The organism is Parazoarcus communis (assembly GCF_003111645.1).
Taxonomy (GTDB): domain Bacteria; phylum Pseudomonadota; class Gammaproteobacteria; order Burkholderiales; family Rhodocyclaceae; genus Parazoarcus; species Parazoarcus communis_A.
The window spans coordinates 4,132,893-4,153,837 of the sequence record NZ_CP022187.1; the positions used below are offsets into that span (position 1 = coordinate 4,132,893).

Annotated in this window: 19 protein-coding genes and 1 pseudogene; 4 read left to right on the forward strand and 16 right to left on the reverse strand. The window is 61.3% G+C overall.

Features of this window, described 5'->3' with window-relative positions; all coding sequences use genetic code 11:
* Nucleotides 1–23 precede the first annotated feature (23 nt).
* The 5 genes from CEW83_RS18850 to CEW83_RS18865 form a co-directional block, all read right to left on the reverse strand.
* Entirely contained in the window at nucleotides 24–1,055 is a 1,032-nt protein-coding gene (locus CEW83_RS18850; protein ID WP_108950732.1) for a glycosyltransferase family 4 protein, read from the reverse strand.
* A gap of 33 nt (nucleotides 1,056–1,088) precedes the next feature.
* Nucleotides 1,089–2,537: a lipopolysaccharide biosynthesis protein gene (locus CEW83_RS18855; RefSeq protein WP_108950733.1), complete on the reverse strand. Its 1,449-nt coding sequence runs from the start codon at nucleotides 2,535–2,537 to the stop codon at nucleotides 1,089–1,091.
* A 393-nt stretch (nucleotides 2,538–2,930) separates the two neighbouring features.
* Complete coding sequence (locus tag CEW83_RS18860; protein WP_199915160.1) at nucleotides 2,931–3,644, reverse strand: GNAT family N-acetyltransferase; 714 nt, start codon at nucleotides 3,642–3,644, stop codon at nucleotides 2,931–2,933.
* A gap of 4 nt (nucleotides 3,645–3,648) precedes the next feature.
* On the reverse strand, nucleotides 3,649–4,020 hold the full coding sequence (locus CEW83_RS21525; protein ID WP_234418905.1) for a hypothetical protein: 372 nt from the start codon (nucleotides 4,018–4,020) through the stop codon (nucleotides 3,649–3,651).
* Nucleotides 4,021–4,060: 40 nt separating this feature from the next.
* On the reverse strand, nucleotides 4,061–4,885 hold the full coding sequence (locus tag CEW83_RS18865; RefSeq protein WP_234418907.1) for a hypothetical protein: 825 nt from the start codon (nucleotides 4,883–4,885) through the stop codon (nucleotides 4,061–4,063).
* A gap of 147 nt (nucleotides 4,886–5,032) precedes the next feature.
* On the opposite strand from CEW83_RS18865, the gene CEW83_RS18870 reads away from it, so the two are divergent.
* Genes CEW83_RS18870 through CEW83_RS18885 form a run of 4 tightly spaced genes read left to right on the forward strand, consistent with a single transcriptional unit; the run spans nucleotide 5,033 to nucleotide 7,738 of the window.
* The gene (locus tag CEW83_RS18870) at nucleotides 5,033–5,281 is read left to right on the forward strand and encodes an acyl carrier protein (protein WP_108950734.1); all 249 of its coding nucleotides are present in this window, start codon (nucleotides 5,033–5,035) and stop codon (nucleotides 5,279–5,281) included.
* Between the two features lie 14 nt (nucleotides 5,282–5,295).
* Nucleotides 5,296–6,129 (forward strand): hydrolase 2, exosortase A system-associated, encoded by an 834-nt coding sequence (locus CEW83_RS18875; protein WP_108950735.1) that lies wholly within the window; start codon nucleotides 5,296–5,298, stop codon nucleotides 6,127–6,129.
* Nucleotides 6,126–6,998, forward strand: coding sequence for a hydrolase 1, exosortase A system-associated (locus CEW83_RS18880; RefSeq protein ID WP_108950736.1), 873 nt, complete (start codon nucleotides 6,126–6,128; stop codon nucleotides 6,996–6,998). The genes CEW83_RS18875 and CEW83_RS18880 overlap by 4 nt, the downstream gene beginning before the upstream one ends.
* Nucleotides 6,995–7,738, forward strand: coding sequence for a tetratricopeptide repeat protein (locus CEW83_RS18885; RefSeq protein ID WP_234418908.1), 744 nt, complete (start codon nucleotides 6,995–6,997; stop codon nucleotides 7,736–7,738). The genes CEW83_RS18880 and CEW83_RS18885 overlap by 4 nt, the downstream gene beginning before the upstream one ends.
* Before the next feature lie 171 nt (nucleotides 7,739–7,909).
* Here the strand turns inward: CEW83_RS18885 and CEW83_RS18890 are convergent, their stop codons facing one another.
* From CEW83_RS18890 to rfaE2, 11 genes and pseudogenes are all read right to left on the reverse strand, one after another.
* A complete protein-coding gene (locus CEW83_RS18890) occupies nucleotides 7,910–9,151 on the reverse strand; it encodes a pyridoxal-dependent decarboxylase, exosortase A system-associated (RefSeq protein WP_108950738.1) in 1,242 nt (413 codons plus the stop codon).
* Between the two features lie 50 nt (nucleotides 9,152–9,201).
* A complete protein-coding gene (locus CEW83_RS18895) occupies nucleotides 9,202–10,998 on the reverse strand; it encodes an asparagine synthetase B family protein (protein ID WP_332871093.1) in 1,797 nt (598 codons plus the stop codon).
* Between the two features lie 192 nt (nucleotides 10,999–11,190).
* Nucleotides 11,191–12,779 (reverse strand): annotated as a pseudogene (locus tag CEW83_RS18900) (acyl-CoA ligase (AMP-forming), exosortase A system-associated).
* Nucleotides 12,780–12,917: 138 nt separating this feature from the next.
* Nucleotides 12,918–14,087, reverse strand: coding sequence for a right-handed parallel beta-helix repeat-containing protein (locus tag CEW83_RS18905; protein ID WP_108950740.1), 1,170 nt, complete (start codon nucleotides 14,085–14,087; stop codon nucleotides 12,918–12,920).
* Between the two features lie 70 nt (nucleotides 14,088–14,157).
* A complete protein-coding gene (argB, locus tag CEW83_RS18910) occupies nucleotides 14,158–15,060 on the reverse strand; it encodes an acetylglutamate kinase (protein ID WP_108950741.1) in 903 nt (300 codons plus the stop codon).
* Between the two features lie 103 nt (nucleotides 15,061–15,163).
* Nucleotides 15,164–15,583 carry an Hsp20/alpha crystallin family protein gene (locus CEW83_RS18915; RefSeq protein ID WP_108950742.1) on the reverse strand — a complete coding sequence of 140 codons (420 nt, stop codon included), beginning with the start codon at nucleotides 15,581–15,583 and terminating at the stop codon, nucleotides 15,164–15,166.
* Between the two features lie 150 nt (nucleotides 15,584–15,733).
* A complete protein-coding gene (locus tag CEW83_RS18920) occupies nucleotides 15,734–16,171 on the reverse strand; it encodes a barstar family protein (RefSeq protein WP_108950743.1) in 438 nt (145 codons plus the stop codon).
* Nucleotides 16,168–16,542 carry a ribonuclease domain-containing protein gene (locus CEW83_RS18925; protein ID WP_108950744.1) on the reverse strand — a complete coding sequence of 125 codons (375 nt, stop codon included), beginning with the start codon at nucleotides 16,540–16,542 and terminating at the stop codon, nucleotides 16,168–16,170. Before CEW83_RS18925 ends, CEW83_RS18920 begins: the two co-directional genes overlap by 4 nt.
* Nucleotides 16,539–18,215 (reverse strand): response regulator, encoded by a 1,677-nt coding sequence (locus CEW83_RS18930; protein ID WP_108950745.1) that lies wholly within the window; start codon nucleotides 18,213–18,215, stop codon nucleotides 16,539–16,541. Before CEW83_RS18930 ends, CEW83_RS18925 begins: the two co-directional genes overlap by 4 nt.
* A 155-nt stretch (nucleotides 18,216–18,370) precedes the next feature.
* Entirely contained in the window at nucleotides 18,371–20,191 is a 1,821-nt protein-coding gene (recQ, locus tag CEW83_RS18935; RefSeq protein WP_108950746.1) for a DNA helicase RecQ, read from the reverse strand.
* A 69-nt stretch (nucleotides 20,192–20,260) separates the two neighbouring features.
* Nucleotides 20,261–20,752 (reverse strand): D-glycero-beta-D-manno-heptose 1-phosphate adenylyltransferase, encoded by a 492-nt coding sequence (gene rfaE2 / locus CEW83_RS18940; protein ID WP_108950747.1) that lies wholly within the window; start codon nucleotides 20,750–20,752, stop codon nucleotides 20,261–20,263.
* Between the last annotated feature and the right edge of the window lie 193 nt (nucleotides 20,753–20,945).

The window sequence follows — 20,945 nt, forward strand, 5'->3', positions numbered from 1 at the left end:
CGGTAGTCAAATCTCGGATGGTGTTAGCGCACGCTGATGTCGAGGTTCTTATACACTTCGGCGATGCTGGAGGATACCTGATGCCAGGTAAGATGAGCGACCATGGCTCTGCATCGATCGCGAGCATCTGTGGGGGCGCTAGTCGCAGATTCGATTGCACTCCGGAGCATCGAGCGATTGCTTGGATCGATGAACTGGAGATAGGGTGGGTTAGGTAGAAGCCCCAAGCCATTGGATTTTGTAATGATCGCCGGCGTTCCAGCAGCGAGTGACTCGACTGCGGTAAGTCCAAAGGTCTCGCCTGCACTCGCGAGTACAGTTACCCCGGCAGCAGCATATGCAGATGCCAATAGCGGGTCATCGTGAGCTAGGCTTCCAATGTATACGACGCGCTCCCCGCCTTCCTCCAGGCACTGGGCAAGATAGTCTTTGTTGCTTGGTGGTCCGATCAGGACGACGGGGCGATTGGACTGTCGGATCACGCCCAGCTGATTTTTGTAGGGCGATATCGACCCAACTACGAGAACAAATCCCCCTGGGGTAGGGTGGCGTTCGAGGAATAAGTCCGGCTCTGCTGAGAAGAAGGCGGGGTCAATGCCGTTAGAAATACGCGATATACTGCGCTTATCAACCCCGTATCCGTCTGTAAGGACCTGCTCTTCCTCACTGCTCAAGGCGATCAAGCGATCGCTATATTTCAGCGCCGACTGGATGTTGTCAAAGGTGGTGCGTATGTCGTAGCCAGTGAGTCGCCCGGTGATCCAGCTTGCAATCGCGTAGCGCCTGAACGTCCAGCGGCTTTTCTCTGGTTGGAGAATCGGGCTGAGCACTGTTCTCGCTCCTTGAGCCTGCGCTTCGCGGAGGATTACGTGCGTCCCGTTAATCGCAGAGAATACGTGAACTATATCGTAGTTAGAGAAGCGATCGTTAAGGGTGTCGAACACACGTGCATCAATGCCTTCGGCGCGGAGGTGCTCCACGGTCTTTAGGATCTGGACCTGGAGCCCCCCAGTTCTCTGCCATAGCATTGGGTAAGAGGTGATCGCTACTTTCATATTGTCTCTTGGATCGGCACGTTCATAATCAACTCAAGCCTTGCGGGGTCTTATGGTTCGTAGTATCTGCATTATTTCGAAATTGAGGGGATGTCTAACTAAGAAAATGGAAGCGAGCCACGTTACAGAAAAGAGTATCCCCGAAAGCAGAAGAATGCTGAGGTCTGAGAGATCCCACTGATTATAGTTGTTGAATGCACGGAAGGTGATCGGCAAAGCTAACGTTAGGGGAATTAGCAAATAGCTTCGCCATATGCTCTTAAAAAGTGCTGAGGCTTCAAGGTTGAATGAGTGCTTAAGGCACCGCGCAAACAGGAAGGATGTCGCAATTGCCCATATGGAAAGGAGGAGTACCACGTTCTCAAGTGAAACCCATATTGAGCATAATAGTATGAGTATTCTTAACGACTGCGACGTTATCTGAACCTTAAGGAGCGATCCAACATAGCCTGTTGCAATTAGTGCATTTGCGGCCAGGGAGAAGGGGGCCGTCAGCAGGGAGTAGATGCAAAGCACTGACGCCAGCGGGGCGGACCGAGCCCACTGGTCTCCAAAAAAGAAGAGTATTAGTGGCTCGGACATGAGGGCGATAAAGGCTATGAGTGGGACAGTAACACCTGTCATGTGACCCATGGCTTGCGCGTACATGCGTGAGGGATCGCCGCCACCCCGGAAGTCCTTGGCAAACGCCGGAAGAAATACGTCCTGGATTACACGGATTATCTGCGCCATGATCATGTTAATCAGGCCGGCAGCCCTGCTGTAAAACGCGACAGCGGCAAAGTCCAAAGTACGGCCGATGATGATATCCGGCGCACTCGCGCCCGCCTCGTTCACCAGAGTTGCCGCGCTTGCCTTATATCCGAAGCTGAGGACTTCCCGAAGGCCCTTGAATGTCGGGAGAAGCATGACGTGCGCGGGGCGAAGGAGAAAGAGCAGCGCGATGTTTGTGAGCATCCCCGCGATTGAACCCCAAGCCATGCTCATGTAGCCGAAGCCATTTAGTGCGGTGAGGACCGTCACCGCCGCCTGGACTGCGGTGTTAGTGGTTGAGACCAGTGCCAGTTTGCCGAACAGCATTTCGCGCCGCATTACGGAAAGAATGGGGGCGCCAAACGGGATGATTAGGAAGTTGAAGGAGATCACTCCGATGACTTCGGCTACGCTATCCCGTTGATAGAAGTCGGCGATTGGCCACCGCAGCAGAAATAGCAGCGCAGCAATTGTCCATGAAATAAACAGCATTACCGAGAAAGCGGCGCGCATTCTCTCGCGCGAGACGTCCTTGGCCTGAATCAGGTACTGCCCAACTCCAAAGTCGCGCAGAATATGCGCAATCCCAATCAAGGAGACTGCGACTGAGAAAATTCCGATTTCCTCTGGAGTCAGGAGGCGCGATACAACAATCACGCTTCCGAAGTTGAGGATGAAGTTGATTGCCTGCGTCGCTCCACTAATGCCCAGTGATCTTCTGATTGCCATGGTTCGTGATTTGATCTCGTTTGAGTGCGACGGAAGTCAAGGTGGGTTTCGTGCAGAAGATGTGTGCGTACGTGTCCTAGGATGTGACGGGTTAGAGCGTTAAGCTTAAGCGTATGCTGAATTGGTTATCTGTTGGGCGCTGCGCGGCTTGCTCTAAGGTTGCTGGATTTCTGCGATGACTTTCGCGGGCGGAGGGTCGGGGGTGCGCGCGGTGCCTCGAGCGCGGAGCATCGGCTGTGCGGTTTAGTGTTGGCACAACGGCGGGAGGCATAGAGTCGTAGAGACAAGTCGGACATGGTTCGGCTCAAGCTGTATGCAGGGGGAGACGCCCGGCGCAAGACGCCGACGTCGGAGGCATTGCACTGAGCGCCGCGCGTTGCTTCGTGCGGTCGATCATCGCGACCCCTGCTCCTGTGCGACAGGAGGCGAAAGCTGCAACTGGGGGCGGCGCGCGTGGCTGGTGCAGATGCTGAAGAACGGTGTCTTTCCATGGAACGAAAACTGCGCCGTGCCCAGCACCAGAAAAGTTGCTGTGCCGAGCTGGCGGATGCCGAGCCGGCGATGGGCTGCGAGCGATGCCGGGTTGAACGCGGAAATGCGCGACAGGCTCCACTGCACGCCCTGGGCGGCAAGATGGGCGTTGGCCGCTTCCCATAGCCGCGAAAAACTGCGACCGATACGAAAGTCCGGTTCCACATAAACGTCGAAGTCCCATGCGCACAGCGCGGGGGGGACGAGTTCGTAGCGACAGCGCACTTCGTCTTCTTCATAGGCTCCGCGTGCGAGCCACAGAAACCCGGCGAATCGGTCGCCCATCTCGGCCACGAAGCAGGTCGCGCCGTCGGAAAAGCGCCGGGCAATGACGTGCGGCGGGCGCGGAAAGGCGCTTACCACCGGGTCATGTGCGCCGACGATGCGGATGCGACACTTGCCGGCGGCGCGCGGCGCCGCCGGGGGTGTCTGCGGAACGGGCTGCGCGAAGAACTGATAGCGAACGATGCGGACGCGGTCGCCGCTGAGTCGCTGCAAAAGGCGGCCGACCAGGTACACCGCGCCATTGACGGCGCCGAGTTCTTCGAAGGTGTGCTTGAGATTCGCGGGCAACATGGGCTCAGGCGCGCGCGGTTGCGGTTACATCGTCGAGCATGCGGGCCAGATCGCGTGTTCGGCCGCGACGTGATGCGGCTTCAATGGTGCTGTCGGTGGCCAGGGTGCCCTGGGTGGGGCTGGCGACAAACTGCGCAAGGCATTGGGCGATCGCCTGTGCGCTGTCGAGTGGCGCAATCGCGGTGATGCCGGCATCGCGGCAGGTGAGGCCGGTGTCGCCGGCGGGGTCGGTCAGGGCAAGTATCGGACGGCGGGCGCGGAAATACTCGTACAGCTTTGCCGGAACTTGCGCATTGCAGTTGCTCGCCTGCAGCACGAGCAGTGCGTCGGCGCGGAGCATCTCGGAGAGCGCTTCGCGATAAGCGACTGGCGGCAAGGTCTCGATCGCGTCGGCAACATTGTGCTGCCCGGCCAGCTTATGCAGAAGCTCGTCGTGTACCGCAGCGCGGAATCGGACGCGGAGACCGGCATAGACCTCGGGCGAACGCTCCCGAAGCAGGGCGAGCGCGGCAAAGAGCTGGGTCGGGTCGCGTTCGCTGGGGTAGACGATGCCACTGTGAAGCAGGGTACGTTTGCCGGGGTTCAATGCGTCGCCCCCCCGCGGCGTTGGCAAAGGTCTCCTCGTCGTAGCCGTTCTCGAGCAGTTGCAGGCGGTCGGCGCGCTCGGTGTAGCGCTGGCGGTAGTGCGCCACTGCTGAAGGGGTGGTGAAGGTGCTCAGCGCGGCATGCTTGATCGCGTGCGCTTCGATTCTGGCAAAGCTGCGCCAGGTGGCCGGGTCTTCCGGGTAACCATCCTGGGCCATCGGGTCGCGAAAGTCGGCGATCCAGGGCAGTCCGCTACGGGCATGCAGCGTGGCGCCGATGCGGTGGGCCGTGGCGATCGGATAGGTGGACCAGATCGCTGCCGGTTTGAGCTCGCGGATGAGCTTCATTCCGGCAGGAACGGCACCAAGCCACCACGTCAGCCAGCGGTCCGGGCGGGCAAGAAAGCCGGGATAGCGCCCAGCGATGGACAAGTGGCGGGCGGTGTCCCATGCCTGTGCCCGGACGATCTCGATGCCCGGCGGGATGTCGGCGAGCTGGTCGGTAGCGGTTTGTTCGTAGGCGCGGGGGTGTGCGCTGAGGATGATCGGCTTCCAGCCGAACTCCGGCAGGTAGCGCGCGAAGCGCAGGGTGCGCTGCATGCCACTGCTTCCCTGGATCGGCGGGAAGTGGAAGGCGGTCATCAGGATGCGTTTCATTGGGCGAAGGCTTTGGGTTTGGGGGCAGCGGCTGTGGACAAATCCGTCACGGTCAGACTCGAATGGACGCTTATAATAGCAACCGGATTCCTGCGGCATGGTCGATTTAGTCACCGCCGCACATAAATACCTGTCAGGAGTACAGCGTTGGAAATCAAGAAAGAAGTGCTGGCCATTCTCGATGAAGTGTTGAGCCTGGGGGGGCGGGCAAGCGGATTCGAGCTCGAAACGCCTTTGCTAGGCGCTGTTCCCGAGCTGGATTCGATGGCCGTGGTCGGAGTGATCAATCTGATGGAGGAACGTTTCGGTTTCATTGTCGAGGACGACGAGATTGACGGTGCCTCTTTCGCCACCGTTGGTTCGCTGGTCGAGTTCGTTGAAGGCAAGCTGGCCTGAGCGTGTCAGGGGCAATGCGAGAAGCTTTTTTCCTGGATGCTCCGCGGGGTGGGCGATTTTGTCTTGCGACCCGGCCTGCGGGCACATCGAAGGGCGCAATACTGTTCGTGCCCCCCTTTGCCGAGGAGCTTAACAAGTCGCGGCGGATGGTGGCGCTGGCTGCGGGTGCCTTCGCTCGAGAGGGCTGGACCGTGCTGCAGATGGACTGCTTCGGTTGCGGAGACAGTGCAGGTGATTTTTCCGACGCGAGCTGGAAAGACTGGATTCAGGACCTGGGGTCGGGCTGGGACTGGCTGCAACAGGATGGCACGCAGCGCGCTTCTGCGAAGTTGCCGCTCGTTCTATGGACCCTGCGCAGCGGAAGCTTGTTGGCCGCCGACTGGATGCACGAGCGTGGGGAGTGTCCGCCCTTGCTGATTTGGCAGCCCGTGACCAGTGGCAAACAGCACCTCACCCAGTTCTTGCGTCTCAAGGCCGCCAACGAGATGCTGGCCGAATCGGACGCGCGGCAGGTGATGGCATCGATTCGGGCCGCACTGCAGCGTGGCGAAAATGTCGAGGTCGCGGGCTATGGCCTTTCCCCGGCGCTGGCGTCCGGAATGGACGCCGCGAATTTACGTCTGCCGGCGGGCTATGCGGCGCCCGTTGCGATACTGGAACTCGGAAGTGCAGAGCGAGCCGATTCGTCGCCAGCGGTGGCAAGTCTGACTGCAAAGTGGACCGCTGCGGCCATCAGGGTAAGGTCGGAGGTGGTGGCAGGGCCGGGCTTCTGGCAGACCCAGGAGATCGAGACCGCACCGCTTCTGATCGAGCGCTCGCTGGGCATGCTGGAGTATCTCGCTCAATGACGGTGCGTGAAGCCGCCTTCCTGTTCGAGTGCGAGGGCGACGAACTTGTCGGCATCATCGCTGCGCCCGAAGAAATCAGTTCAGATCTCGGCATTCTGGTGGTGGTGGGCGGTCCGCAATACCGCGTGGGGAGCCATCGGCAGTTCGTACTCATGGCGCGCCGGCTCGCGGCAAATGGTTTTGCCTGCATGCGTTTCGACTACCGTGGCATGGGCGATGCAACTGGCGAGCAGCGCGATTTCGAACATGTCGAGCAGGACATTCGTGCTGCGATCGATGCATTCTGCGCGCGCGCGCCAGCGGTGAAGCGCGTGGTGCTGTGGGGCTTGTGCGACGGCGCGAGCGCAGCGTGTTTTTATGCTGCGGGCGATACGCGCGTGGCTGGCATGGTGCTGCTTAATCCGTGGGTCAAGACCGCTGCAGGCGAAGCAAAGACGTATCTTAAGCATTACTATCTGCAGCGTGTGCTTGAGCCGGCTTTTTGGAAGAAGCTGATGGGTGGTGGCGTTTCGATCGGGAAGTCACTTCGTGGCCTTTTTTCTGCGGTCGAAGTGGCGAGCAGCAAGGCGGGCGTGACAAGCGATGGCGCGGCAAAAGGCGACCTTCCGCAACGAATGGCGGCAGGACTTGTCCGTGCGGGAAAGCCCTTTTGTGTTGTACTGAGTGAGCGCGACTACGTCGCCCGCGAGTTCGAGTCGGTGGTTGGGGCGGGCGGAGCCTGGAAAGGGCTGACGGCGGCGACTTCGCCGACACGCATCGCGAAATCCGACCATACTTTTTCCACTGCCGAGTGGCGGGCGCTCGTCGAGGACTGCACCAAAGCCTGGGTCAGCGGTTTAGGACGCGGCCAACCGAAGGAGAAGCTGTGATTCTGAGGCCTTTAAGCGGTGTGATGATGGTGTTGCTGGCGCTGAGCAGCCACGCCTTGTTTGCTCAGGAAGCTCCAGCCGCGCTGGGCTGCGGAACGCTGCAGAACGCGTATGGGCCGTTCGACTACCGCACGGATAAGGGCCGACTCGGTATCGTCGAGAAGTTCCACTTCGGCCCGGGTCAGGAAACGCTGTCGAATAAGGTGGGGCTGGGCGGCAACATCGACTACACCCTGCGCGCGTTTCCCAACCATCACCGCGCCTTGATGTCGATGATGAAACTCGGGTTCCTCGAGCGCACGTCCAAGCCAAAGGGCGCCGACTATACGATCAAGTGTTACATGGTTCGTGCGGAGGCTTTCAGACCGGATGACGCGATGGTCAAGGTCATCCATGGTCTGTACCTCATTCAGTCGGGCGCAGCACAAGAGGCAGTGGCAAAGCTCGAACAAGCCCGCGAACTCGATTCCTATAACGCGAATGTGCACTACAACCTGGGGTTGGCGTACTTCGACCTGAAGAAGTATGAGCTCGCGCTAGAGAGCGCCCATGTTGCCTACGCCCAGGGTTTTCCGCTGAGGGGTCTGCGGGATAAGCTGAAGCGAGCAGGGAAGTGGCGTGACCCGGTTGCGGGGCGTGCAGGCCTCGTTGCGCCTAATTTGCCTTCGGCGCCCGCAGAAATCGTTCCCGAGTTCGAATCACCAGACAAGGGCACTCCGGAGTCGGCAAGTGAGTCCTAGAGACCGGGTTCCTACTGCCCTGTGTGGCCGACTTTTGTTGGCTACAAGCGTGAGTCCGCGTGCTTGAAAATCCGCCCGTTCAAATGGCCGAAAGCGCAGGCCTATGTCAGCCTCATGCCGCGGATCACTCCGCCGTCACGCCCGCCTGAGCCCCTTGCGTCCCGGCCGGATTCAGACCAGTACCTCGATCACCTCCGGATGCCCCAGAAACCCCTGCGGGCTTGCACTGGCTCCATACGCACCGGATTGATAGATCACCACCAAATCACCAGGTTGCGCCACCGACAGGCTCATTCGGTCTGCGAGCAGGTCTAGCGGGGTGCAAAGCGGACCGACCACCGAGACGTTTTCCTGGCCCTCTGCGCCCATCCGGTTCCCAATGGCTGCGGGGTAGTTTTTGCGGATGACTTGCCCGAAGTTGCCCGAGGCTGAAAGATGGTGGTGCAGGCCTCCGTCGGTGACAAGGTATGTCTGGCCTCGCGAGACCTTCTTGTCAATTACCTTGCTGACGTACAGGCCGGCTTCTCCCACGAAGTAGCGGCCGAGTTCGATGACGATCTCTGCTTGCGGCAGGCTGATTTTCGCCTGCTCGACGATATCGGTGAGGTTGGTGCCAATCTGTGTCAGATCCAGCGGCTGTTCGCCTGGGAAGTACGGAATGCCGAAGCCGCCCCCAAGGTTTAGAAACTTGACGGGTGCGGGCGCGTGTTCGGCGAGCTTGCAGGCAAGGGCAAAGCTTTTCTGTTGCGCCTCGACGATTGATTCTGGCTTGAGGTTTTGCGAACCCGCAAAGAGATGAAAGCCCTCGAAGGCGAGCCCGGCGCGGCCGATTTCAGCGAGCAGCTCAGGCACTTGTTCGGCATCGACACCAAACTGCTTTGGGCCGCCGCCCATCTTCATGCCGGACGACTTGAGCTCGAAATCTGGATTGACCCGGACAGCAACCCTGGCGGGTAAGCCGAGCTCCTGTGCTGCGGCCGCAAGGATAGGGACTTCGCGGAACGATTCAACGTTGATGAGAATGCCCGCCGCAACGGCCTGCCGCAGTTCGGCATCGGTTTTTCCCGGTCCGGCAAAGCTGACTTCCTGTGGGTTGGCGCCCGCGTCGAGCGCAACCATGAGTTCGCCCGCGGAGGCAACATCGATGCCATCGACGAGTCCTGCCATGTGGCAGACCAGCGCCGGCATCGGGTTCGCCTTCATTGCATAGTGAAGCTTGATCGCAGCTGGGAGGGCTGATCGTAGCTGTTTCACGCGCGATGTGAGAAGACTGCGGTCATACACATAGAAGGGGGTGCGGCCGATTCTTGCGGCAATGCGACTGAGCGGTATGCCGTTGACCAGGAGTTCGCCTCCCCGCGCGGGAAACTGATTCATTGGCGTATGGACAGGAGGAGTGCGGACTTCAGTCATGTGTTTGTGCTCTTGGTTCTTGGCGTTGGCAGATGGATGCTAGTCGTCGTTTAGTGAGCCGTTTCGTGCTCTCGCATCCAGAATTCCATCATCATCAGAATCCATACCATTTCGCCATAGTAGCCGGGGTGGGCTGGGAGGTGGATTTTCAGCAGGTCGTCAATAAAGTTCGACTTCACAATGCCGCGACCGCGGAAGCTGCCTAGCGCGTCTGCAGCCATGGCTTTGAGCCCTGCGTGCTGACAGGCCCACACGCCAAAGGGCAAGCCAAAGCCGTGCTTCTTCTTGGCGATGATTTCGTCGGGGAGGAAGCCGCGCAAGGCTTCCTTGAAAAACCAGCGCAACGTAAGGCGTTTGAGCTTCCATTCGGGTGGCAATGAGGTCGAGAATGCCAGTAGTTCATCGCTAAGCAGCGGAAAGGCGACATCGATGCCTGCGAGTTGTGTCGTGCCGATGACCTTTGGAAGGTCGTTGTCGGCAAGGGTGTATTTCCAGTCGTAAGCCAGCATGCGGTTGATGTGCGATTTGGCATTGGTCGCATGCCAGACTTCGCGCTGTTCGCGCTGCGGCCGGTCGGTGTCTATCCTGGCAAGGAAGTCGGGTTCGAAGACGTTACCCATGCCCAGTCGCACAAGCATGTTGTACATATGGATACGGTCTGGCATCGGGACGCGGGCCTGCTCGACGTAACTGACCCCCTTCTTGATCAAGGGAATGCGATCCATGCCGGGAAGGGCAAGGCTGGGCTCAAGCAGGCCGCGGCGAAGTGCGCCGGGAACGCTGTCGTACCAGCCGAATACGCGTTGTTTGGCGTAGCGGGTGTTACCACCAAAAAGTTCATCGCCCCCATCGCCAGCGAGAATCTTGTCAATGCCGTCTTCGCGCGCACGGGAGGCGCAGATCCACGCGGGCACGGCTGAGGAATTGCCAAAGGGTTGGTCGTAGTGGGTGGCTACGCACGGTATGCCGTCGAGGAGATCGTCGGGTGTTACGTAGTACTCGTGATGGTCCGCACCAAAGTGCTTGGCAGCGATACGGGCGTATTCCATTTCGTCGTAGCCACTGGCGTCGAAACCAATGGAATAGCTGCGCGCGGGCACGCCGAGCGTCTTGCACAGCATGCCGGTAACGGTGGAGCTGTCAGTGCCGCCCGAAAGGAAGGTGCCCACGTTGTGCCCAGCGGCTTCATGGGTGACGCCGTCCTGAATGATCTGGAGGAACTGTGCTTTAGCGTCCTCCAGATCCGGCGTATTCTGCTCGTCGAAAATCGGCGTCCACCAGCGAATGCATTGTGCTGCCCCCGCCTGCCATTTGAGCAAGTGCCCTGCCTCAAGGCGCAGCACCCCCTCGAAAATAGTGTCTGGGGCCGGAATCATGTGGAAAAAGAGATACTCGTACACTGCCTGCGACGAGATCTGCCGCTTGGCATCGGGAACGCAGTCGGCGCGATCAGAGAAGGTCAGCATATCGGCTGTGGCCGAATAGCAGATCGGCCAGGTTCCGAATCGGTCTGTGGCAAGCAGGACGTCATTACCGTTGTCGCTGATCAGGACCACACAAAAGCGGCCTTTCACCTCTTGAAGCGCTGCTTCGCCATTCTTGCGCAAGGCGCGCATCCATGCCGCGGATGCGCCTTGTTGCGCGCAAATTTCGCGCAGTGAGGAATCGTTGAAGCGGGGTGTTCCCAGAGCGAGGCAGGTAAGGCCGTCTTCACTGAAAGTGCTTAGCGTGTTGGAGTGGCCGAGTGCTCCATGCGGAAAATCATGACGGGACAGGTGCGATGATAGTGCGGGCTGTGCTGGCGCGCCCGGTGTGCTTTGAAAATGACCGCTGAACTGTTCAGGCACTGCGAACTCCATCAAACGTTTTTGCGAAGGCGGGTGCGGAAGCGGGAAAGACTCGGACTTCCGCACTATTTGAGCTGTCAGGCCCGCCTCGAACTGCCTTATGTCCAAGGACTGAGTGCGCTGGAAAACGATGACCGCGCAGGCTGGCAGTCGGGTTGCCTGAAGTGCAGAAGGTGATAGCTTGCCGCTGGCTCAATGCTGCACCAACTCACTCGCCAGCATCTTGCGATCAATCTTTCCATTCGGATTGCGTGGCAGAGGACCTTCTCGGACTTCAATCCGACTGGGCACCATGTATGCCGGCATGCGGGTGCGGCACTCGGTCTGCAGTGCTGCGAGGTCTATCGCGCCCCCCGGTGCTGGCGTGACGATTGCCACGATGGCCTGGCCCAAGGTTTCGTGGGGCACGCCAAATGCAGCGCACTCGCCAACCATTTGCGTTGCGTAGAGGATTTCTTCAACCTCGGTGGGGCTGACCCTGTAGCCTGAGGTCTTCATCATTTCGTCACGGCGTCCGATGAAGTAAAGAAAACCTTCTTCGTCGCGACGAACGTTGTCACCCGAAAACACTGCAAGTTCGGGAATGACGATTCCGGCCTCTCGCCCACCTGCGCCAGAGGGCAAGGGTTTGTAACGCTCGGCTGTTTTCTCGGGATCGTTCCAGTAGCCCATGCCCACGAGCGCTCCCCGCTGCACCAACTCTCCGGGTTCGTGCGGCGCGCATTCCGAACCATCGTCGCGCAGTACAAGCACTTCTGCATTGGGTATGGCTTTGCCAATAGAGTCGGGCCTGCGGTCGACCTCTTCGGGGGGAGGTAGGTGGCGCGGAAGGCCTCGGTGAGGCCATACATCAGGTATGGTTTTGTCTTCGGGAGCGCCGAGCGCAGCTTGTTCAGGGTCTCCAGTGGCATGCGCCCGCCGGTGTTGGCGATGTAGCGAAGATGATCGGTAATGGTTTCCGGCCATTGCAGCTGGGAAAGCTGAATCCACAGTGGCGGCACGGCTGTGAGGCCGGTGACTTTCTCTTTCTCCATGGCCTTGAGTACATCTCGCGGCATCAGGTAATTGAGCAGGACGGCACGGGCCCCGGCATGAAATGCAGTTGTCAGCTGTGAAAAGCCGGCGTCGAACGAGAGTGGCAGGGCGGCAAGCAAGGTATCGCCAGGGCGATTCTCAAGATATTGAGCGACACTTTTGGCGCCGATGACCATATTGCGGTGCGAGAGCACGACCCCCTTTGGCCTGCCGGTACTGCCCGAGGTGTACAGGATGGCGGCCATGTCCGTGTCGATGATGCGATGGCCAGTAGAGGACGGCCCAGCCGTCAGCTCCGACCACACGTGGACTGAGGCCCCTTGCAGGGTCGGGCGCTCGTCGGGGGTACTGGTAAGAATGACGTGGCGCAGGTCATGGCAGTTTTCGAGGGTGCTCTTGAGCGCGCTCAGACGTTCAGGGCTGGTGACCAGCACCCGAACATTGCAGTCCTGCAGAATGTAGCCGACCTGTTCTGCTTTCAGGATGGGATTCACGGGCACGAACACGCCGCCTGCCGCACTGGTGCCAAATGTTGCAACGACGGTTTCGATGCGCTTGTCGAGATAGAGCGCTACACGTTCGCTGCGGCTGAGACCGATCGAGATCAGTCCGTCGGCAAAAGAGGTAACGCGTTCTGCCAGTTCGAAGTAGCTGAGCGTGTCGGCGCCATGTGTTAGCGCCGCACTGTCGGGCGAGCGTTGTGCAGACGCGGAAATAAGCTGATGCAGGAGGTGGGTCGAGTTCATTGCCAGGCTGCCATATAGTGCTGATTGAATATGCAGGCTGCCGAGTCTAGCCCAAAGCAGCCGCACCGTTTGCGACAAATGTCCGCTGATGACCGGAATGGACGCTGTTGCAGTCCGCTACAAGACTAAACGTCTTGCTCATTTCGGAACGGTGATTGAGGCAAGAGGTGGTTCGGTGCTTTGATATGCACCGGGCGTCCATTGGGTCGTGGGCGGCAGGGAGCGAGTGCCACGTGGAAAGGTAAATTCGGCTTGTGGGGTAAGTGCTGGCGGCTCAGCAGGGGAGGCAAGGCCCCGAAGCCATGATGAGTCTCCGAGCGTTAATTCAAGTGTTGCGGGGTCGAGCGCACCGGGCAGCAGCGGGCAGTTTCCACTGTGGCTGCCAGGCAGCAGAGTGGTGAAGACGCCCAGGCCCACGGTGAGGTTGTTGCGAGTTGTGATTGTGGTGTCAGCAGGCAGCTTTTCTGCCCAGCTGCGCACGAACCAGGCTGGGCGCCAGCCTTGGCTGATCAGGGTGTTGTGGGACATCTGCAGCCGGCTATTTGGCCAGGTCGGACCTTCAGCGCCAAAGGCTACGATGACCGGATTCTGGCTCGCTGCGCTTTGACCGATGATGTTTCCGATCAACAGGGCGTCGCCACCGTTTGGGAGGTCGACCTCGTATGAGGCTTCACCAGCAGGGCCGTCGTAGATGAGGTTGTAGCGAAGGTCTGTGTTGCGTGCGCGGGACTTGATCAGGTGCCCCTTGAAGCCGCTGTGGAAGCGACTGCCCGTGATCGAGACGCGAGTAATTTTCCCGATGTAGAGCAGGTGGTTGAGTGTGGGACCGTCGTGCGGGGCAGTGCTGAAAATGCTGTCGCTGATCAGCAGTTCTGCATCCTCGTAATTGGCGGTGAGCAGTCCCATCTGGTTGTCTTCGAACAGGCAGTTGCTGATCGCAAGTTTTCCGCGTTCAAACCGAATCCCCGCCCCATTTCCGTCGGCCACCCGCGTACCGCGGAACTCGATGTTATCCACTGTGTAGTCGCCATTTCGGAACACCCAGATGGCCTTGCCTTCGGCGCTCTTGCCGTCGGCGATCAGCACGGGGCGTCCGTCAATGCCGCGGATTTCGAGTTGCTTTTGCGTCCACACGGCCACATCGCCGCGGTAGGTGCCGCCCTTGATCAGGACGGTGTCGCCGTCCTGGGCAAGACGTGCCGCAGCAGCAATCGTATCAACCGACTCTCCGGGGCCGACCGTAATGACGGCCGCGCTTGCGCCAGTTGTCGTCAGGGCGAGGAGGAGGGCCGCGCGGCGCAGGAGCATGAGGGGCGTGAGGAGCGTGGAGGAGTTGTTCCAGGCAAAAAAACGGAGGCCGTAGCCCCCGTCGTCGTGATTACTTGCTCTTGATCATCGTCCCCACCCCGTGATCGGTGAGGATTTCCAGCAGCAGGCAGTGTTCCACCCGGCCGTCGATGATGTGCACCGACTTCACGCCATTGCGTGCTGCGTCCAGCGCAGATCCGATCTTGGGCAGCATGCCGCCTGACAGGGTGCCGTCGGCGACGAGGTCGTCGATCTGGCGCGGGGTGAGGCCGGTAAGCAGGTTGCCGGCCTTGTCGAGGACGCCCGGGGTGTTGGTGAGCAGCATCAGCTTCTCGGCCTTCAGGATCTCGGCGAGCTTGCCGGCGACGACGTCGGCATTGATGTTGTAGGTCTCGCCTTCTTCGCCGACGCCGATGGGGGCGATCACCGGGATGAAGTCGCCCTTGTCGAGGAAGGAGATCAGGCTGGGGTCGATGCTGGTGATCTCGCCGACCTGACCGACGTCAACGAGGTCGCCGAGCGGGGCGTCGAGCTTTTGCATCATCAGCTTCTTGGCGCGGATGAAGCTGGCGTCCTTGCCCGTGAGGCCGACGGCCTTGCCGCCGTGCTTGTTGATCAGGTTGACGATTTCCTTGTTGACCTGACCGCCGAGCACCATCTCGACCACTTCCATGGTTTCGGCATCGGTGACGCGCATGCCCTGGATGAACTCGCCTTTCTTGCCGACGCGGGCCAGCAGGTTCTCGATCTGCGGGCCGCCGCCGTGCACCACGACCGGGTTCAGGCCGACGAGCTTGAGCAGGACGACATCGCGCGCGAAGCAGTCCTTCAGCTTGGGGTCGGTCATGGCGTTGCCGCCGTATTTGATGACGATCGTCTTGTCGAAGAAGCGCTTGATGTAAGGCAGCGCTTCGGCAAGGATCTCGGCCTTGAGGGCGGGAGGGGTGGATGCGGTGATGCTGGCAGCGGACATCGGGTTTCTCCGGAAACGATGCCCCGATTGTAGTGGCCGCAGGTGTAAACAAAAAGCGGAAGACCGTGGTCTTCCGCTACTGAAAGGCGATCAGGTTCGCAAATCAGTCGATTGTCAGGCGCTTGGCTTGCGCGGCAAGCTTCTTCGGCAGCGTGAGTTCCAGCACGCCATCGTTGAACTTGGCCACGGCCTTGGCTTCATCGACATCCTGGCCGAGCTGGAAGCTGCGCGAGACCTTGCCGAAGTAACGTTCGGTGCGAAGGACGCGCTCGCCATCCTTGACCTCTTTTTCCTGCTTGCGCTCGGCGCTGATTGACACCACCGGGCCATCGATATGGACGTGGATGTCTTCCTTCTTCATGCCCGGGAGTTCGGCGTGGACCTCGTAGCCTTCGGTGTTCTCCTTGACGTCGACGCGCATCTGCGGCGCTTCGGTGTTGGCGACATTGCCGAAATCCACCGGGCGGACGAAGAAGCCGCGGAAAAGATCGTCGAGGGGGTCACGGCGGGAAAGGTTGCTCATGTTCGCTCTCCTTGTCTTGATGTTTGCCGGTGAATCCTCCGGCTTCAAGACAAATATAGGGTCTGGTCGAACAGTTTCAAGTCCCCAGTCGAACCTGTCGGAAAGCGATGTTGATCAATGGGATGGAAACTGCGCGGCCGGCCGGCCGGTTCAGCCGGCGTCGGGGCCTGAGAGGTCGACGAAGGCCCAGAAGGCAAGCTGCTCGCCAGCCCAAAGGGCGGCGCTTTCGCGCAGGATGGCAAGCAGGGTTTCGAAGTCTTCGGTGTGGCGCTCGCGAAAGCTGCCGGCGTGTTCCAGTAACAGGACATGGCCCTTGGCTGGATGCCAGCCGAGGTCGCCGAGGCAGTCGGCAAGGGCGTCCCAGTTGTGACCGAACCAGCGCGGAAACGCGAGTGCAGTGGCGATGCGGGCCAGCAGTGCGGCCTTGTCCTCGCAGTCACCCAGGTCGATGCGTGCGCAACTGAAACCGATCTGCGATGCGGCGGCGGCCAGGCGCTCGGCGCTGCCCGGCGGCAGGGGGCGTACGCCTGCGCGGGAGAGGTCTGCGAGGAGTGCGGTCAGTGGCCGGGGGGCGGTGGATGTGCTCATGGGCGGGGCTCGATGCGGCGGAAGCTGCGGTAATGGTCTGCAGTGTAGTAGAACACTTCGGGGGGCTTGCCGCCGGTCACAATGCGTCTGGCGCCCCGGTCTCGCGCGCCTGGAGTGGGGACGGTGTACTCACGATAGTAGCCGCGCGGGCGATCGGGCAGCAGGCGTTCGCGGTTCTGGAAGACCGTGCCGTCCTTGCGATAGGGGAAGGGGCCGCCATTCTGGATGAGACTCAGGGTGTCGATGGCTTCGGGCGGGAGCCCCGACGCGTCGGTGTTCGACCCGGCTGGTGTGCAGGCTGCGAGCAGGAACAGCAGCGGCAGGATGCGCGCGGCACGCTGCAGTGTGCTCAGGAATGGGGTAAGCGTCATTTGCGGGCGTTGGCTCTGCGGAAAAGGGCCGCCTTGTCGGCGCTGTCCATGACCCGTTCCGGCCGGATGCCATAGCGCTTGATCAGTCCGTGCATGAACTCGGTGATCGCAGACAGGCGGTTGCTGGTGGGCGCGAGCTTGCGTGCGCGCTCGATCAGTGCCCGCGCCTGCCTGGCGAAGGCCTCGTTCCAGCCCCGGTGCTCGATGTGACGCAACAGGGCGAGCGCTGCGTTGAACAGCACATGCGGGTTGCCGGGCATCTTGCGTGCCGCGTTCATCATCTCTGCCACAGCACCGTCGAAGTCACCGGCGTGGGCCTTCTCTGCTCCGACCGAAATCAACTCCTTCACTTCGGTCTGAATGCGTTGCTCGATTTCCTTCGACAGCTTCTCAAGCCCTCGGGATTTCATCAGCGTGCGGGTGGTTTCCACCGTGCGCTCGTCGGCCGAGGTGCGCAGGATATTCATCACCATCTCGCCGCCGGCATCGCCGAGCTGATGATCGAAGCAGGCCTTGATGAGCTCCTGCTTCAGGCCGACCGACATGTTTGCCGCGCCCGGGGCAGCCTTGGCCGCGCCGAGCAGAGCTTCACGGGCGCGTGCAGCCTCGCCGGTGTGGCTGTGCAGCATGGCGGTCGACAATGCCTTGCACAGATCCGCCTTGGGCTGCCCGCCCATGCTGCGGTCAAGGTCGGTGATGGTCGCGCTGGCAGCGTCCACACGGTTCAGCGCAAGCTGCGCCTGCACCAACCGGACGTGATCTTCCGGATCGCGAAAGTCCGAGTACTTGCCCTTGCGCACGACTTCCGCCAGGGCTTCTTCGGCTACCCCCGGGTCGTTTACCGCCAGGGCCAGCGCTCCCACGTGGCGCAGGCGGGTTACCCGATAGGGCGAGCGTTCGCTTGCGGTGCGCAGGACGTCGAGCGCGGCTTCGGGGCGGCCGGTGTCTTCGCGCACCCGGGCCAGCAGGTCATAAGCGGCAATGAAGCGATCATTCTCGGCGATCAGTTCGCTCAGGATGCGGTCGGCTTCATCGTACTGCTTGCTCAGGAACAGCGTGCGGGCCAGGCCGAGGCGCGCCCAGGGAATGTACTTTCCACTGAGAACCTCACGGTAGACCGCCTCGGCTTCGGCCATCTGGCCCGCGGATACGTGCAGCTCAGCCTGCAGGCGCATGAAGTCGACAATGTGCTGCGGATAGCTGTCGACAGCCTCCTTGCAATAGGCGATTGCTTCCGGTGTGTCGCCGATGGCCATCAGGTGCCACGCAGGAAGGAAGGCGTCGCGTTTGTCGAGCGCACGCATCAGTCGTGCGCGCAAGGCTTCGGCTGCAAGTGGCTTGAGAATGTAGTCGTTGGGCGACAGCTCGGCGGTGCTCACCACCCGCTCGTAGTTGCGTTCGCCCGTGATCATGACGAACAGCGTGTCGAGCGGAATGATCTCGTGGGTACGCAGGTCTTCCAGCAGGTGTTGCCCGTCCTGGCCGTCCCCCAGGTTGTATTCGCACAGGATCAGGTCGTAGCGACGCTCACGCAGGCGCCGCACCGCCATGCCCGCAGAAACCGCGAACTGCACCTCGGCAAGGCCGATCGAGGACAGCATGGTCCTGAGCTGCGCACGCATGGTGGGCTGGCTTTCGATGACGAGTACGCTGAGCTGATCCAGTGAGGCCATGAATGGCGGGGCGTGATGCGCCCCGGGTCCGTTGATATGCGCTTGGAAATGTTACGGCATTCCGGCGCAAAAGCTTGAGCGAATTGCGACGGAACTGACCTTGATCGGACCGTAGCGCCCGTCCCGACGGTGGCGACGATGCGCGTCGTGCGTCTTCAACCGGTCTCGCTTACGACCTTCAGGATGTCTTCACCGTAGGCTTCGAGCTTGCGGTCGCCAATGCCGGTGATGCCACCCAGAGCGGCCATGCTGTCGGGCCGGGCGAGGGCGATCTCACGCAAGGTGGCATCGTGAAAGATCACGTAGGCGGGCACGTTGCGTTCTTTGGCCAGCGCTGCGCGCCACGCCCGCAGGCTGTCGAACAGGGTGGTCGGGATGCCGCCCGGGATGTCCAGGCGGGCGGCGCTGCGTCGGCTGCGGCTGCGGGTTTTCTCGGTCGATACCCGCAGCAGGAACTCGGCCTCGCCGCGCAGCAGCGGACGGGCGAGGTCGGTCAGGGTGAGTGCGTTGTAGCGCTCGTGATCCACCGCGACCAGTTCGCGCGCAACCAGCTGGCGGAAGACCGTGCGCCAGCGCTTTTCGTCGAGGTCGCTGCCGATGCCGAAGGTGCTGATGTCGGCGTGGCCGCGCTCCACCACTTTCTCGGTGCTCTCACCACGCAGCACGTCGATCAGGTGACCGGCGCCGTAGCGCTGGCCGGTGCGATAGACGCAGGACAAAGCCTTGCGTGCGGCGTCGGTGGCATCCCAGGTCTGGGGCGGACTGATGCAGTTGTCGCAATTGCCGCAGGGGGCCGAGCTTTCGCCAAAATAGGCCAGCAGGTGCTGGCGCCGGCAGGTGGTGGCTTCGACCAGTCCGACCAGCACCTCGAGCCGGTTGCGTCCCAGGCGCTTGAACTCTTCGCTGCCCTCGGATTCGTCGATCATGCGCCGCTGCTGCACCACATCCTGCGCACCCCAGGCCATCCAGGCCTGCGCCGGCAGGCCGTCGCGCCCGGCGCGTCCGGTTTCCTGGTAATAGCCTTCGATCGAGCGTGGCAGGTCGAGGTGGGCGACGAAGCGCACATCGGGCTTGTCGATGCCCATGCCGAAGGCGATGGTGGCCACCATTACGATGCTGTCTTCACGCAGGAAGCGGTTCTGGTGTTCGGCACGCACTTCCTGCGGCAGGCCGGCGTGGTAGGGCAGGGCGTTGACGCCCTGTTCCTGCAGCCAGGCTGCGGTTTCCTCCACCTTGCGCCGCGAGAGGCAGTAGATGATGCCGGCGTCCGAGGGGTATTCCTCGCGGATGAAGCCGATCAGCTGGCGGCGCGGGTCGTCCTTCTCGACGATGGTGTAGCGGATGTTGGGCCGGTCGAAGCTCGAGATGAAGCGCCGTGCCTCGCCCAGCCGCAGCCGGGTGGCGATCTCTTCGCGCGTCTGGCGGTCGGCGGTCGCGGTGAGGGCGATGCGCGGGATCGACGGGTAGCGCTCGGGCAGGATGGAGAGCTGCAGGTATTCCGGGCGGAAGTCATGCCCCCACTGCGATACGCAATGCGCTTCGTCGATGGCGAACAGTGCAAGCCGGTTGGTGTCGCGCAGGTGGTCGAGCTGATCGAGAAAGCGCGGCGTCATCAGACGCTCTGGCGCCACGTAGAGCAGATCGAGGCTGCCGTCGTAGAGCGCCCGCTCCACCGCGCGCGCCGACTCGGCGTCGAGGCTGGAGTTGAGGAAGGCCGCATTGACGCCGGCCTCCACCAGTGCACTCACCTGGTCGTGCATCAGCGCAATCAGCGGTGACACCACGATGGCCGTGCCTTCGCGCATCAGGGCCGGCACCTGGTAGCACAGCGACTTGCCGCCGCCAGTGGGCATCAGCACCAGTGCATCGCCGCCGCTGGCCACGTGCCCGACGATGGCTTCCTGCTCGCCGCGGAAGGCGGTATAGCCGAAAACGTGTTCGAGGATGTGCAGTGCGGAGGCGGATTTAGCGGGCATCGGGGGGCATTCTAGCTGCAAGGTGGGCGAGGTGCTGCGTCTGTTTGGCGCCTGCAGCGTGCATCCGGCTCACCCGCCGTCGCGGATGCGACCGATCAGCGCCGTCGTGGAGCGATCAACCTCGAATGGAATCGAATGCACCGTGCCGCCCCAGGCAAGCACCTCGGGGGCGCCGACGATGGCTTCGGGCGCCCAGTCGCCGCCCTTCACCAGAATGGCGGGGTGCGCCGCGAGGATGCGCTCGATCGGCGTGTCTTCGTCGAACCAGGTGACAAGATCGACGCTCTCAAGTGCGGCCATGACGGCCATCCTGTCTTCCAGCGGGTTGAGCGGACGGTCATCGCCCTTGCCCAGGCGCTTGACTGACGCGTCGGTGTTGAGCGCCACCACCATCGCCGCACCCAGTGCGCGTGCCTGCGCAAGATAGGTCACGTGGCCGCGGTGCAGGATGTCGAAGCAGCCGTTGGTAAAGACCAGTGGTTGCGGCAACTGCGCGCAGCGCGATGCCAGTGCGTCGGGCGGGCACAGTTTGGATTCGAAAGCGGGGCGGCTGTAGCTCATGGGTGTCTGGCGTGGGAAAGCAGGGTGTCGATTGTAAGCGATTGGCGCTATGCGGACGGGCCCGGGTGACCAGGGCCGGTGGATGAGGGGCCGCCCGACGTGCGCCGATCGACTAGAATCCTGTGCCCGGGATCGCGGCCTGCGGTCCTGCCACGGTGTTTGCGGACGAGGGAGTGAGCAGAGTGAAAGGCTG

Excerpts from the sequence above, each read along its gene's own strand:
- CEW83_RS18850 (WP_108950732.1), bottom strand. The coding sequence starts at position 1,055 with ATGAAAGTAGCGATCACCTCTTACCCAATGCTATGGCAGAGAACTGGG.
- CEW83_RS18855 (WP_108950733.1), bottom strand. The coding sequence starts at position 2,537 with ATGGCAATCAGAAGATCACTGGGCATTAGTGGAGCGACGCAGGCAATC.
- CEW83_RS18860 (WP_199915160.1), bottom strand. The coding sequence starts at position 3,644 with ATGTTGCCCGCGAATCTCAAGCACACCTTCGAAGAACTCGGCGCCGTC.
- CEW83_RS18865 (WP_234418907.1), bottom strand. The coding sequence starts at position 4,885 with ATGAAACGCATCCTGATGACCGCCTTCCACTTCCCGCCGATCCAGGGA.
- CEW83_RS18875 (WP_108950735.1), top strand. The coding sequence starts at position 5,296 with ATGCGAGAAGCTTTTTTCCTGGATGCTCCGCGGGGTGGGCGATTTTGT.
- CEW83_RS18880 (WP_108950736.1), top strand. The coding sequence starts at position 6,126 with ATGACGGTGCGTGAAGCCGCCTTCCTGTTCGAGTGCGAGGGCGACGAA.
- CEW83_RS18890 (WP_108950738.1), bottom strand. The coding sequence starts at position 9,151 with ATGACTGAAGTCCGCACTCCTCCTGTCCATACGCCAATGAATCAGTTT.
- CEW83_RS18905 (WP_108950740.1), bottom strand. The coding sequence starts at position 14,087 with ATGCTCCTGCGCCGCGCGGCCCTCCTCCTCGCCCTGACGACAACTGGC.
- argB (WP_108950741.1), bottom strand. The coding sequence starts at position 15,060 with ATGTCCGCTGCCAGCATCACCGCATCCACCCCTCCCGCCCTCAAGGCC.
- CEW83_RS18915 (WP_108950742.1), bottom strand. The coding sequence starts at position 15,583 with ATGAGCAACCTTTCCCGCCGTGACCCCCTCGACGATCTTTTCCGCGGC.
- CEW83_RS18920 (WP_108950743.1), bottom strand. The coding sequence starts at position 16,171 with ATGAGCACATCCACCGCCCCCCGGCCACTGACCGCACTCCTCGCAGAC.
- CEW83_RS18925 (WP_108950744.1), bottom strand. The coding sequence starts at position 16,542 with ATGACGCTTACCCCATTCCTGAGCACACTGCAGCGTGCCGCGCGCATC.
- CEW83_RS18930 (WP_108950745.1), bottom strand. The coding sequence starts at position 18,215 with ATGGCCTCACTGGATCAGCTCAGCGTACTCGTCATCGAAAGCCAGCCC.
- recQ (WP_108950746.1), bottom strand. The coding sequence starts at position 20,191 with ATGCCCGCTAAATCCGCCTCCGCACTGCACATCCTCGAACACGTTTTC.
- rfaE2 (WP_108950747.1), bottom strand. The coding sequence starts at position 20,752 with ATGAGCTACAGCCGCCCCGCTTTCGAATCCAAACTGTGCCCGCCCGAC.